We start from the raw sequence: 12197 nt of genomic DNA, 5'->3' as shown, positions 1-12197 counted from the left end.
GCCCGTGGACAACTGGCACGAACTGATCGGCGATCCAACCCTGGCCGACGCCATCCTCGACCGCCTGGTGCACAACGCCTACCGGATCAACCTCAAGGGCGAATCGATGAGAAAGCGGGTGAAGAAATTGACGACACCGGGCACCTCAGACTAACAATGCAACCCCTGCGTCGCTGCGCTCCGACTGCCCGGCCGGATGGCCGTGGAACAGGTGGCCAGATGGCCGTGGAATGCCTGGCCAGATGAGAGCGGACTGGGTGGCCGGATGGCGTGGAATCCGCAGGCGATGGCGAATACCAGCCCCTCGTGGCGCTTCAGTAGCGGCTCCTGGATGGCCGGCAGGACCTGGTCGGTGTAGCCGTCGAAGCGCGAGCGGTACTTGGTCGGCTGGGTGCCGGGGATCGGCTGGTAGTGGCGGTCAAAGAGATCGTCGAGGGCGATCCGCCCGGCGGCGATGTCCGCCTCGAAGCGCGCGGCGATCTGCGCGGCCCCCTCGCGGGCCAGGTCGTAGACGCGCTGGTGGTAGTCGTCCAGACCGATCTCGGCGAGCCGCTCGCTGATGCTCTCGGCCTGGGCGCCCAGCTCGGCGGCGGCCTGGCCGAGACGGCGGGTCTGCTCCTCGCTCTCGCTGAGGTCGGCGCGCACCTGCTCCACGGCGGCGAACAGGCTGCCCAGCTGCTCACGGTTGACCTGGGTGGCGGCGGCGATCTCGCTGATCCGCCCCTCCACGGTCACCGCCAGCTCGGTGATGCTGGAGAGGTGCCCGCCGATCCGCTCGACCTGGCGGACGCCGCGGTCCAGCTCGCTGGTGAGCATCTGGATCTGCTCCACTACCCCGGCGGTGCGCTGCTGAATGTCCACCACCATCTGCCCTACCTCCTCGGTGGCCGCGGCGGTACGCGCGGCCAGGCCGCGCACCTCGTCGGCGACCACCGCGAAGCCGCGTCCATGCTCGCCGGCGCGGGCCGCCTCGATGGCTGCGTTGAGGGCCAGCAGGTTGGTCTGGCTGGCGATGCCCTGGATCACCTGGGTGACCTGCTGGATCTGCTCGCTGCGCTGGCTGAGCGCCTCGATGGTCGCCCTGCTGGCATCGGCCCGCTCGCTGAGCTGCTGCATCACCGCGGTAGCCTCGCCGAGCAGCCCGTAACCGGCCTCGCTGCTACGCCGCGCCTCGATGGCCGCCGCCTCGGCCTGCTGACTGCGCTCGGAGGTCAGCGCCTCGGTCTGCAGCATCACGTCGGCGCTGGCGACGATGCGCTCGGCGGCATCCAGCTGGGAGTGCAGGCGCTCGCCGAGACGCCGCACCGCATAGGCCACCCCGGCGGCGGACAGGGCGTTGCGGCTGGTGCGCTGGGACAGCTCGCGGGCCAGGTGGTCGATCTGCCCGGCCTCGGCGGCATGGCCGGCGGCGACCGGCGCGGAGCGCGAGGCCGCCAGGCGCGGCAGCCAGATCGCGGCGAGCACCCCCAGAATCACCAGAGGCAAAGGCAGAAGGGCCAGCCAGAGGCCGGCGAACAGAGCCAGGACCAGAATGCTTTGCAGGACCGGACGCATTGGAAACCTCGCGGATCGGCACCGCTCCGAGCCGGCCTGGCCCGTGCGGCTTCTTATGGCTGTCCGCGCATTTAGCCGCCAATCGCCAGCCGGCCGATATGGTTCCTTGGTCGTAGAGCCGCCGTTCCATGGTGCCCCGCGGCCTCCCGCCGGATGGCCCGGCCGCCGCAGGCGGCGCTGCTAGAGTTTCCCCAGAGGTCCCGTTCCACCACGCCCGGAGGCCCGCTGCATGGCCGGCCGCGCTGCCCATCCGCCGCTCCGGCGGCTCCGCCATCTGCTCCTCGCCCTGCTCCTGCTGGCGGGGCCGGGCGCCGCCGAGCCGCCGGTGCCGCAGTTGCCCGCGCACATCGTGCGCTTCGTGGTCGCCAACGGCGAATTCACCCTGCTCCACGAAATGGGCCACATGCTGATCGCCGAGCTGGACCTGCCGGTGCTCGGTCGCGAGGAGGACGCCGCCGACCAGTTGGCCATCATGCTGCTGTTCCTGTTCCACGGGGATCTGCCGCAGGCCGAACGGGACGCCCGGATGCTGGCCATCGTCGACTACTGGCGGCTGGAGTCGCAACGCCCGCGGCGCGTCGAGGAACGGGTGCCGGCCTGGGCCACCCACGCCCTGGACGAGCAGCGCTTCTACAACATCGCCTGCCTGGTCTACGGCAGCGACACCCAGCGCCTCGACTGGCTGCCGCAGGTCGCCGGTCTGCCCATGGAGCGCGCGCTGTACTGCGATCAGGAATACCTGCAGGCGCGCAAGGCCCTGGACTGGATCCGCGCGCAGCGGCGCATCGCCTTCCAGAGGCCGCCACTGCACGTGCACCACGATCCGCCGCCGGAGGATGCGCTCGACGCCATGCTGGTGCGCCAGAGCGGCCTGGACGACCTGGCCCGGCGGGTCAGCCGGCTGTTCGCCCTGCCGCGCCCGCTGACCCTGTGGCTGGCCAGCTGCGGCGCGCCGGACGCCTGGTACAACCGCCACGAGGCGCTGCTCACCGTCTGCTACGAACGGCTGCGCCACTTCCGCGAGCTGGCCGCCGGCCTGCCAGCCCGGCGCCGGGCGGACGCGCTGGCGGAATGCACGCCGCCGGGCAGGGTCAGACGGCCCGAATGCTGAAGCCGAGCCGCGGGAAGTGCACGTGGACCAGCCCGGCGCGCTCGTCCTCGCGACGCAGGATCAGCTCCTCGCGACCGGCGAACAGCAGCTCGCCCTCCACCGGGTCGACGCCGTAGTCGGTGGCGGCGATGGATACCCGCTGGCCGAGCTGGAAGCCGTTGGGCTCGGCGAAGTCCTCCTCGGGCAGCGGCGCCGGAGTGGCGGCGCGGGCGATCTCGATGGCCTCGGCGGCGGACAGCTCGCTGTGCGCACCGTGACCGAAGCCCAGCACCCGCTGCAACCAGGCGGCCACCAACGGATGCCCGTCCACCAGCGGCGCGGTGACCGGCGAGGAACGCAGGAACCACAGGCAGTGCGCCAGGGCGAAGTCGGCCACCGAGGGCTCGCCGAACAGGAAGTCACCCTCCTCGCGGGACAGCTGCAGCTCCAGGCGGGCCATCAGCACCGGCCAGTCGTGCCGTGCCACCTCCACCGGGAGCATGCCGTGGGTGCCGCCGCTGAACAGCTTGCTACGGTCCGCCACCAGGCTCTCCACCGCCTGCGGCGGCAAACCGGCCATGCGCGCGGCCAGGGATTCCGGCTGGAATACCAGCGCCACGGCACGGCGGAACACCTCGGCGTCAGCCCACTGGGCGAAGGCCGCGACGGTGAACTCGCTGCCCTCCGGGAACAGGCTGGGCACCCGCTTCTCGGCCTCCAGGCGGCGGGCGATCAGCGCGGTGTCGCAGTAGATGTCGGCGCCGACCTGCAGCACTGGGGTCTTGCGGTAGCCGCCGGTGAGGGCCAGCAGGTCGGGCTTGGGCATCACCCGGGGGATGATCACCGAACGCCAGGACAACTGCTTGAAGCCCAGCATCAGGCGGGCTTTCTCGGCGAAGGGGGAAGCTGGATAGTGGTGGAGGATCAGCTCGTGCATGGCGGGCTCTTTGGCGTTGTAGGGACGCCTAGCTTAGCCCGCGACGGCCTCCACGGCAGCCTCCCGCTGCGTCAGGAAGTTCGCCAGATCCGCCGTGCCGCCGAGCACCAGGCGCTCCTTGGCGGCCTTGCTCAGGCCCTTGATGGCCCGCTCGCGGCGCAGCGCCTCGCTCTTCCCGGCGCAGGGCTCGACGTAGGCCAGGGCCTGCGCCGGGCTGGAGTGGAAGAAGCGCGCGCCCTTGCCGCTGCGGTGCTGCTCGAAGCGTCGCAGGGGGGCGTCGCTGATGCCGCAGTACAGCGCACCGTTGGCGGCGCGCACCAGGTAGACGAACCAGGGCCGGGACTGCGCTTCGCTCATGCCCAGAACTTGTCGCGCAGGCGTTCGCAATAGGCGACCAGCACGGGGTATTCCCGGGCCAGGCGACTGAGCGGGTTGTCCAGGCTGCAGAGGATCAGGTTGGCCAGCACCCCGTAGGCCGCGGCGTCCGCGCTGCACGGCTGCAGGCCGCCGAAATAGGGCGCGGCGCCGAGCAACTCGCTGAGCGCCTGCAGGTCCTCGCGAGCGAACTCCAGCAGTTCCTCCCGGGAATGCCGGGCCAGGCCCTGAGCCAGTTGCCCCCGACGCAGCCTGGCACGCACCAGTCGCGGCACCAGAGCGCGCAGCGGCGCCGGCAAGCCGGCGAAGAAGAGCGGACGGAACTCTGCCCAGCCCTCCTCGTCGATCCAGCGGAAATACACCAACAGCCAGGCCAGATGCTCGTCGCACAGGCGGGTGATGGCCAGCGCCCGACCGCGGCCGGCAGCATCCAGATGAGCGTCGAGATCGAGCCCCAAGCGGCGCTCGAGGGTGCGCAGGATGATCGCCGAGTCGGCGATGACCTCGTCGTCCAGCTGGATGAACGGCAGCTTGCCCTTGGGTCCACGGGCGGGGTTGAGCAGCGTCCTGACCTGGTAGTCCAGGCCCGCAAGACGCAGGAAGGTCTCCACCTTCAGGCAGTAGGGGCTGGGATTGGGCACATCGAGGGCCCGTGGAAACTGGAAGAGCGTGATCATCGGCGCTACCCGGCAGCGAAAGTCGCCGGCGAGTTTAGCCGCTGCGCTGCTGACGTGGGACCAGAAGTTGGCGGCGGGGCCGCGTCGCTGCCCCGAGGACCGCGCGCCTCAGCTCCGCCACTCGCGGGCGCTGCGCCACAGGCAGATGCCCAGGAAGTAGGCCGAGGCCAGCAGCCAGAGCGCCATCAGCAGCGGAGGCTGGCGCGGATAGAGGACGATCAGCGCCGCGCAGCAGAGCATCCACACGAAAGTCGCGGCGATGTTCAGCGGCATGAACTCGCGGACCCGGAAGGGGTGCAGGAACTTCATGCGGGTCAGGGTCAGCGCCGCCAGCACCAGGATGCCGAGCAGCGTCGTCCAGGGGTGGAAGTCGAGCAGGAAAAGGTACACCGCCACCACGTTCCAGGCTGCCGGGAAGCCCACGAAGTAGTAGTCGTGGCTCTTCATGTTGACGTTGCAGAAGCAGAACAGCGAGGACAGCAGGATCAGTCCTACCGCCGGCAGGGCGCAGTAGTCCGGCAGCGGCACGAAGCGGTAGACGAAGATCGCCGGGATGAACACGTAGTTGAGGTAGTCGATCACCAGGTCGAGCACGCTGCCGTCGAACTGCGGCAGCACCTCCTTGACCTCGAACTTGCGCGCCAGGGTGCCGTCCAGGCCGTCGACCACCAGGGCCGCGCCGAGCCACAGCAGGCAGGCCTGCGGGCGACCCTCGATGACCGCGAGCAGGGCCAGCAGCGCGAGTATGGCGCCACTCGCGGTGATGGCATGGACGGTCCAAGCCTTGGCCTTGCTGAAGGGGGTGAGTGTGGCGCTCAAGGTGCCTCCCGCGCGTGCTTCCGCTTTCCAGTAAAGACCAATTCGGCACCGCGGGCACTCCTCCGCGACCGTTCCCGCCACCGTGCCCGAAAGCCCACGCCCCGGCGTCCGAGGCTCGCCGGGGCGCGGACGGGGATGGCCGTCAGTGCAGGATCTGGCCGAGGAACAGCTTGGTGCGCTCGTTCTGCGGGTGGTCGAAGAAGGCGTTGGGCTCGTTCTGCTCGACGATCTCGCCGCGGTCCATGAAGATCACCCGGTTCGCCACGGTGCGGGCGAAGCCCATCTCGTGGGTCACGCAGAGCATGGTCATGCCGTCCTCGGCGAGGCCGATCATGGTATCCAGCACCTCCTTGACCATCTCCGGGTCGAGGGCCGAGGTGGGCTCGTCGAACAGCATGATCTTCGGCCGCATGCACAGCGCCCGAGCGATGGCCACGCGCTGCTGCTGGCCGCCGGAGAGCTGCCCCGGGTACTTGTTGGCCTGCTCGGGGATGCGCACCCGCTCCAGGTAGTGCATGGCGATCTCCTCGGCCTGGCGCTTGGGCATCTTGCGCACCCACAGGGGCGCCAGGGTGCAGTTCTGCAGCACGGTGAGGTGCGGGAACAGGTTGAAGTGCTGGAACACCATGCCGACTTCCCGGCGGATGGTCTCGATGTGCTTGAGGTCGCCGGTCAGCTCGGTGCCGTCGACGATGATCCGCCCGGTCTGGTGCTCCTCCAGGCGGTTGATGCAGCGGATGGTGGTCGACTTGCCGGAGCCCGAGGGGCCGCACAGCACGATGCGCTCGCCCTGGCGGACGTCCAGGTTGATGTCCTTGAGGACGTGGAACTGGCCATACCACTTGTTCACCCCTTCCATGCGGATGATCGGTTCGGCGCGGGTTTGCTTGCTCGCTTCAGTCATGGGGAACTCCTAACGCTTGTGGCCCGTGTCCAGCCGACGCTCCAGATGCATCGAGTAGCGGGACATGCCGAAACAGAAGATCCAGAACAGCAGGGCGGCGAACACGTAGCCCTCGGTGGCCATGCCCAGCCAGCGCGGGTCGGTGGTGGCCTGCTTGATGCTGTTGAGGAGGTCGAACAGACCGATGATGATCACTAGGCTGGTGTCCTTGAACAGCGCGATGAAGGTGTTGACGATGCCGGGGATCACCAGCTTCAACGCCTGCGGCAGGATCACCAGGCCCATGCTCCGCCAGTAGCCCAGGCCCATGGCGGCGGCGGCCTCGTACTGGCCCTTGGGGATTGCCTGCAGGCCACCGCGCACCACCTCGGCGATGTAGGCGGCCTCGAAGAAGATCACCATGATCAGCGCGCGCAGCAGCTTGTCGAGGTTCATCCCCTCGGGGAGGAACAGCGGCAGCATCACCGAGGACATGAACAGCACGGTGATCAGTGGCACGCCGCGCCAGAACTCGATGAAGGTCACGCAGATCACCTTGATCGCCGGCAGGTCCGAGCGCCGCCCCAGGGCCAGCAGGATGCCCAGCGGCAGTGCGCCGGTGATGCCCACGTAGCCGATCACCAGGGTCAGCATCAGGCCGCCCCAGCGGCTGGTCGGCACCTCCTCCAGGCCCAGGCCGCCATGCAGCAGCCAGAAGGCGACCAGCGGGAAGATCACCAGGAAGCCGATGCCGTACCAGGCCTTGTGCGGCATCTTGCGCAGGAACAGCGGCCCGGCGCCGAGGATCGCCACCCACACGGCAAGGTCCACGCGCCAGCGCTGATCCTGCGGGTAGAAGCCGTAGATGAACTGGCCGAAGCGTTCCTTGATGAACACCCAGCAGGCGCCCTCGCCGGTGCAGTCGGCACGGCTGGTGCCGACCCAATCGGCCTCGAGGAAGGCCCAACTGACGATCGGTGGCACGATCAGCCAGAGCAGGTATAGCGCCAGCAAGGTCAGCAGCACGTGCAGCGGGCTGGCGAACAGGTTGTCACGTAGCCAGGCCCAGGGGCCGACCACGGTACGCGGCGGCGGTAGGTCGGGCTTGAAGCTGTGGGTCGTCATGGCTTCCCCCTTAGCGCTCGACCAGCGCGATGCGCTTGTTGTACCAGTTCATCAGGATCGAGATGCTGATGCTGATCGCCAGGTACACGCTCATGGTGACCGCCATCACCTCGATGGCCTGGCCGGTCTGGTTGAGCACGGTGCCGGCGAACAACGACACCATGTCCGGATAGCCGATGCCGGCGGCCAGCGAGGAGTTCTTGGTGAGGTTCAGGTACTGGCTGGTCAGGGGCGGGACTATCACCCGCAGAGCCTGGGGCACCACCACCAGGCGCAGGGTCAGCCCCGGACGCAGCCCCAGCGAGTAGGCCGCCTCGGTCTGCCCGTGGCTGACCGCCTGGATGCCGGAGCGCACCGTCTCGCCGATGAAGGCCGCGGTGTAGATGGACAGCGCCAGCATCAGCGCCACCAGCTCGGGGATCACCACCCAGCCGCCGCGGAAATTGAAGCCGGCCAGTTGCGGTACGTCCCAGTGGAAGGGCGTGCCGAAAACCAGGAGGCTCGCCCCCGGCAGCACCAGCAGCAGCGCGATGGACGTGAGCAGTACCGGGAAGCGCTCGCCGGTGGCCTCCTGGTGCGCCTTGGCCCGGCGGTACACCACCACGATGCCGGCAATGGCCAGCAGCACGGCGATCAGGAATGGCCAGAAGCCCTCGGCCATCGACGGCGAAGGCATGTACAGACCGCGGCTGTTGATGAAGAAGGTGTCCCACAGCCCGAGACTCTGCCGCGGCCCGGGCATGGAGAGCATCACCGCGAAGTACCAGAAGAAGATCTGCAACAGCGGCGGGATGTTGCGGAACACCTCGATGTACACCGTGGCCAGCTTGCGGATCAGCCAGTTCGGCGAGAGCCGCGCCACGCCGAGGATGAAGCCGAGGATGGTGGCCAGGATGATGCCGATCACCGAGACCAGCAGGGTGTTGAGCAGGCCGATGACGAACACCCGTCCGTAGGTGTCGCTCTCGCTGTAGTCGATCAGATGCTGGGAGATGCCGAAACCGGCGCTTTGCCCGAGAAACTCGAAGCCGGAAACGATGCCCCGCCGCTCGAGGTTGACCTGGGTGTTGTGGAACAGGAACCAGCCGAACGCCACGATCGCAGCCACGGCAATGATCTGAAAGGCCCAGGCGCGAACGCGGGGGTCGGTCCACACCGACCCTCGGCTTCGCGGGGCATTGGCAGTCGTTTGCATGGGTACCCTCTGCAAACCCGGCGACCGTCAGGACGGCCGCCGGGCCCGGTTGCTGGAACTCCGCGCGCCGTCAGACGACGGCTCGCAGACGGGCGAATCAACGCACCGGCGGTGCGTACTGCAGACCACCCTTGTTCCACAGGGCATTCAGGCCACGCTCGATCTTCAGCTCGCTGCCGGCTCCGACGTTGCGATCGAAGACTTCCCCATAGTTGCCCACCTGCTTGACGATCTGCACCGCCCAGTCCTTCGGCAGCTTGAGATCCTTGCCGAAGTCACCCTCGGCCCCCAGCAGACGGGCGACGTCCGGGTTCTTGGTGGTTTTCGCGGTTTCCTCGACGTTCTTCGAGTCGACCCCCAGCTCCTCGGCGTTGACCATGGCGAAGAGGGTCCAGCGCACGATGTCGAACCACTCCTCGTCACCCTGGCGCACCGCCGGGCCGAGTGGCTCCTTGGAGATCACTTCCGGCAGCACCACGTAGTCGTCCGGCGAGGCCAGCTTGATGCGCTGGGCATAGAGCTGCGACTGGTCCGAGGTGAGCACGTCGCAGCGCCCGGCCTCCAGCGACTTGGCGCTCTCGTCGGAGGTGTCGTAGGTGATCGGGGTGTACTTCATGCCGTTGGCGCGGAAGTAGTCGGAGAGGTTCAGCTCGGTGGTGGTGCCAGCCTGGATGCACACGGTGGCGCCGTCCAGTTCCTTGGCGCTGGAGACACCGAGCTTCTTGTTCACCAGGAAGCCCTGACCGTCGTAGTAGGTCACCCCGGTGAAGTTGAGGCCCATGGCCGCATCGCGCGAGCTGGTCCAGGTGGTGTTGCGCGAAAGGACGTCGACCTCGCCGGACTGCAGCGCGGTGAAGCGTTCCTTGGCGGTCAGCGGGCTGAACTTGACCTTGCTGGCATCGCCGAAAACTGCGGCTGCAACGGCCCGGCAGACATCCACGTCGATCCCCAGGTAGTTGCCCTTGCCATCGGCGTAGGAGAAGCCCGGCAAGCCGTCACTGATACCGCACTGCACAAAGCCTTTCTTCTTCACCGCATCCAGGGTGGCACCTGCCTGGGCGAAGCTGCTGACGCCGAGAGCGATCGCGGCGGTCAGTACAGCCAGGGTGGATCTGACCATCTTCATTACAACCTCCAGTTGCTGTTTTTTTATGGAGACTCGGTCCTCACGCCGCACCTTCGTGGGGCATGTCCGACCCTGCGCCCGCAGGGTCCGGCGGTGTTGCAGACCTGAGGTTCAAGCCTAGTTGGCAATGCGCCAGCAGGCCAAAAACGCCTCTCCCCATTGGTCGAACAAGCGAGAGACGCAAGGTCATCCGGTTCCGCCCCGAAAAATCTGTTACCGCCGAAAGGCTCGCTACCGGATTCCCGGTAAAAGCAAAGGCCATACCATTACAAAATCTTTACGCTCTTTCGTGCCGGTCAAGGGCCAAACTTGTAACCTTGCGACAACTTCTTCACAGATCGGACACCCCCACAACAAGCGCGCGCCCCCTTGCGGGGCACTCGCACCGCCTTGGAGCCCGCCATGAGTGATACCCTGATACTGCAGCCCACACTTGCCGCCGATGCCAGCGTCATCTGGCTGCATGGCCTGGGCGCCGACCGCTACGACTTCCTGCCGGTCGCCGAGGCGCTGCAGGAGCGCCTGTACAGCACCCGCTTCGTCCTCCCCCAGGCACCGACCCGCCCGGTGACCGTCAACGGTGGCTACGCCATGCCCAGCTGGTACGACATCCTCGCCATGAGCCCGGCGCGGGCCATCGACGAGGCACAGCTGGAAGAGTCCGCGCAGCGCCTGCTCGGCCTGATCGAGGCGGAGATCGCCAGCGGCATCGCCCCCGCGCGGATCTTCCTCGCCGGCTTCTCCCAGGGCGGCGCGGTGGTCCTGCACACCGCCCTGCTGCGCTGGCGGGGGCCACTCGGCGGGGTGCTGGCGCTATCTACCTACGCCCCCACCTTCAACGACGCCCTGACATTTGACGACAACAAAAAGAAACTTCCGGTCTGCTGCATGCATGGCACATTCGACGACGTGGTGCCGCCCGCCCTGGGCCGCGCCGCCTACGACTGCCTGATCGCCCAGGGAGTACCGGCGACCTGGCGGGAGTACCCCATGGCCCACGAAGTACTGCCCGAACAGGTACGTGACATAGGAGCCTGGCTGGTGGCGCATCTGGGGTGAAGCCAAACCACGAAGGCGGGCCTTTCCCATCATGGAACCAGCCGCCCTCTCCGCCATCGCCTCGCTGCGCGACACCGAGGCGGCAGGAGCGCGGCATGGCGGCCGCGCCCCGACGATCCGCGTCGAGGTGACGACCGCGGCGGCCAGTTGGCCCCCCGGGTGCCGAACCTGGACGGGGATGGCCTTTAGCGACCGGCTCTCAACCGCCGGTCGCCTTTCCCCCGCCGAAGCATTGTTTCGCCGCGGATCGCCTACTAATGTCCGGTGGTTCAGCGACTACCCGGCTGCCGGACAATTGCCGCGCGCGATTGCCGTCGGCGCGGGCAGGCGCTGAGAAAACGACAGGGAATGTTGTTCGCGATGCCCTGGCCAAGCTCACCGGCCCCCGAGATGCCATCGCCATGAAAACCACCCACTGGCAGGCCGATCCCCAGCAGTTGCGCCACCTGCGTCTGTTCAGGAAGGTGGCCACCCAGATCCTGACGCAGTCGCTCAAGGAGTTCCGCGCCTGTGCGCTGGAGAACGGCGAGTTACTCCTCTCCCCCTTCAACCGCAACCAACATCTCTACTTACTGGTCTCCGGCGAGCTCAAGGTCTACCTGGGCTCCCTCGACAACCAGCCGGTGAGCACCCTGGAGCCGGGTGACTGTGTCGGCGAGATCAGCTTCATCGACAACGACTACCCCTCGGCCTACGTGGTTGCCACCCAGCCGTCGCTGGTCCTACGCCTGCACCGCGAGGCGCTGAGCCGACTGTTCGAGCAGGCCCCGCAGGTGCTGCACAACCTGCTGGAGCAGTTCTGCGAGCGGATGCGCCAGGGCAACCGGATCATTCTCGACAGCGAGCAGAACGCCAACCTCGACACCCTCACCGGCAGCTTCAACCGCCGTTGGCTGGAACACGTGTTCCGCCGCGAGAACACCCGCTGCGCCTACGGCGAACAGCCGCTGTGCCTGCTCATGCTCGACGTCGACAACTTCAAGCCCTACAACGACGAGCACGGCCATCTGGCCGGCGACTACGCCCTGTGCATGGTCGCCCACACTCTGCGCAGCCAGCTGCGCCCCAAGGACAGCCTGGTGCGCTTCGGCGGCGAGGAGTTCGTCATCCTCCTCCCGGAAATCGACATCGAGGAGGCCCGCGCCATCGGCGAGCGGCTGCGCCAGAGTCTGGAGCAGATCGCCAACTTCTATTCACCGATCGGTGCGCTGCCTGGGGTAACGGCGTCCATCGGCCTTGCTCGCAGCCGCCCGGAGGACAGCCTGCAGAGCCTGATCGCTCGCGCCGATCGCGCCCTGTACCAGGCCAAGCAGCAGGGCCGCAACCGTCTCTGCGGCTGAGCCGGCGCACTCCTTCC

Annotated in this window: 13 protein-coding genes; 4 read left to right on the top strand and 9 right to left on the bottom strand. The window is 67.7% G+C overall.

The genetic code is table 11. The features are described 5' to 3' along the window. Positions 1-154, top strand: a 154-nt coding sequence (locus H165_RS0116580) for an ATP-binding protein (RefSeq protein WP_017940064.1), incomplete at its 5' end; no start/stop codon positions are given. On the opposite strand, the gene H165_RS20340 is transcribed toward H165_RS0116580, so the two are convergent. Beyond that, on the bottom strand, positions 151-1554 hold the full coding sequence (locus tag H165_RS20340) for a methyl-accepting chemotaxis protein (RefSeq protein WP_017940063.1): 1404 nt from the start codon (positions 1552-1554) through the stop codon (positions 151-153). The genes H165_RS0116580 and H165_RS20340 overlap by 4 nt on opposite strands. A gap of 229 nt (positions 1555-1783) precedes the next feature. Here H165_RS20340 and H165_RS18735 point away from each other — a divergent pair, with 229 nt between their 5' ends. Beyond that, positions 1784-2665 (top strand): DUF4344 domain-containing metallopeptidase, encoded by an 882-nt coding sequence (locus tag H165_RS18735; RefSeq protein ID WP_017940062.1) that lies wholly within the window; start codon positions 1784-1786, stop codon positions 2663-2665. Here the strand turns inward: H165_RS18735 and H165_RS0116565 are convergent. From H165_RS0116565 to H165_RS0116530, 8 genes are all read right to left on the bottom strand, one after another. Next, on the bottom strand, positions 2646-3581 hold the full coding sequence (locus H165_RS0116565) for a glutathione S-transferase family protein (RefSeq protein WP_017940061.1): 936 nt from the start codon (positions 3579-3581) through the stop codon (positions 2646-2648). The genes H165_RS18735 and H165_RS0116565 overlap by 20 nt on opposite strands. Positions 3582-3614: 33 nt before the next feature. Then, positions 3615-3938 carry a GIY-YIG nuclease family protein gene (locus tag H165_RS18730; RefSeq protein ID WP_017940060.1) on the bottom strand — a complete coding sequence of 108 codons (324 nt, stop codon included), beginning with the start codon at positions 3936-3938 and terminating at the stop codon, positions 3615-3617. Further along, positions 3935-4633 (bottom strand): glutathione S-transferase family protein, encoded by a 699-nt coding sequence (locus H165_RS0116555; RefSeq protein ID WP_017940059.1) that lies wholly within the window; start codon positions 4631-4633, stop codon positions 3935-3937. The genes H165_RS18730 and H165_RS0116555 overlap by 4 nt, the downstream gene beginning before the upstream one ends. A gap of 108 nt (positions 4634-4741) precedes the next feature. Continuing rightward, on the bottom strand, positions 4742-5452 hold the full coding sequence (pcsA, locus tag H165_RS0116550) for a phosphatidylcholine synthase (RefSeq protein WP_017940058.1): 711 nt from the start codon (positions 5450-5452) through the stop codon (positions 4742-4744). Positions 5453-5594: 142 nt separating this feature from the next. Beyond that, a complete protein-coding gene (locus tag H165_RS0116545; RefSeq protein WP_017940057.1) occupies positions 5595-6356 on the bottom strand; it encodes an amino acid ABC transporter ATP-binding protein in 762 nt (253 codons plus the stop codon). Positions 6357-6365: 9 nt separating this feature from the next. Further along, entirely contained in the window at positions 6366-7460 is a 1095-nt protein-coding gene (locus H165_RS0116540; RefSeq protein WP_017940056.1) for an amino acid ABC transporter permease, read from the bottom strand. A gap of 10 nt (positions 7461-7470) precedes the next feature. After that, positions 7471-8655, bottom strand: coding sequence for an amino acid ABC transporter permease (locus H165_RS0116535; RefSeq protein WP_026146688.1), 1185 nt, complete (start codon positions 8653-8655; stop codon positions 7471-7473). Positions 8656-8752: 97 nt separating this feature from the next. Continuing rightward, positions 8753-9781: an amino acid ABC transporter substrate-binding protein gene (locus tag H165_RS0116530; RefSeq protein ID WP_017940054.1), complete on the bottom strand. Its 1029-nt coding sequence runs from the start codon at positions 9779-9781 to the stop codon at positions 8753-8755. A gap of 402 nt (positions 9782-10183) precedes the next feature. Between H165_RS0116530 and H165_RS0116525 the strand changes: the two genes are divergently transcribed. Together H165_RS0116525 and H165_RS0116520 are read left to right on the top strand one after the other, a co-directional pair. After that, positions 10184-10840, top strand: coding sequence for an alpha/beta hydrolase (locus tag H165_RS0116525; RefSeq protein WP_017940053.1), 657 nt, complete (start codon positions 10184-10186; stop codon positions 10838-10840). 401 nt (positions 10841-11241) lie between these two features. Beyond that, a complete protein-coding gene (locus H165_RS0116520) occupies positions 11242-12180 on the top strand; it encodes a GGDEF domain-containing protein (protein WP_017940052.1) in 939 nt (312 codons plus the stop codon). The last annotated feature ends 17 nt before the right edge of the window (positions 12181-12197 follow it).

This window comes from Pseudomonas thermotolerans DSM 14292, from assembly GCF_000364625.1.
GTDB classification, from domain to species: Bacteria; Pseudomonadota; Gammaproteobacteria; order Pseudomonadales; family Pseudomonadaceae; genus Aquipseudomonas; species Aquipseudomonas thermotolerans.
The sequence above is the reverse complement of the archived record's forward strand: the minus strand, read 5'-3'. Positions and strand labels throughout refer to the sequence as shown.

Bases quoted from the DNA above. Each gene is read 5' to 3' on its own strand.
- H165_RS0116530 (WP_017940054.1), bottom strand. From the start codon at position 9,781: ATGAAGATGGTCAGATCCACCCTGGCTGTACTGACCGCCGCGATCGCT.
- H165_RS0116525 (WP_017940053.1), top strand. From the start codon at position 10,184: ATGAGTGATACCCTGATACTGCAGCCCACACTTGCCGCCGATGCCAGC.
- H165_RS0116545 (WP_017940057.1), bottom strand. From the start codon at position 6,356: ATGACTGAAGCGAGCAAGCAAACCCGCGCCGAACCGATCATCCGCATG.
- H165_RS0116535 (WP_026146688.1), bottom strand. From the start codon at position 8,655: ATGCAAACGACTGCCAATGCCCCGCGAAGCCGAGGGTCGGTGTGGACC.
- H165_RS0116565 (WP_017940061.1), bottom strand. From the start codon at position 3,581: ATGCACGAGCTGATCCTCCACCACTATCCAGCTTCCCCCTTCGCCGAG.
- H165_RS0116555 (WP_017940059.1), bottom strand. From the start codon at position 4,633: ATGATCACGCTCTTCCAGTTTCCACGGGCCCTCGATGTGCCCAATCCC.
- H165_RS0116540 (WP_017940056.1), bottom strand. From the start codon at position 7,460: ATGACGACCCACAGCTTCAAGCCCGACCTACCGCCGCCGCGTACCGTG.
- H165_RS0116520 (WP_017940052.1), top strand. From the start codon at position 11,242: ATGAAAACCACCCACTGGCAGGCCGATCCCCAGCAGTTGCGCCACCTG.
- H165_RS20340 (WP_017940063.1), bottom strand. From the start codon at position 1,554: ATGCGTCCGGTCCTGCAAAGCATTCTGGTCCTGGCTCTGTTCGCCGGC.
- H165_RS18730 (WP_017940060.1), bottom strand. From the start codon at position 3,938: ATGAGCGAAGCGCAGTCCCGGCCCTGGTTCGTCTACCTGGTGCGCGCC.
- H165_RS18735 (WP_017940062.1), top strand. From the start codon at position 1,784: ATGGCCGGCCGCGCTGCCCATCCGCCGCTCCGGCGGCTCCGCCATCTG.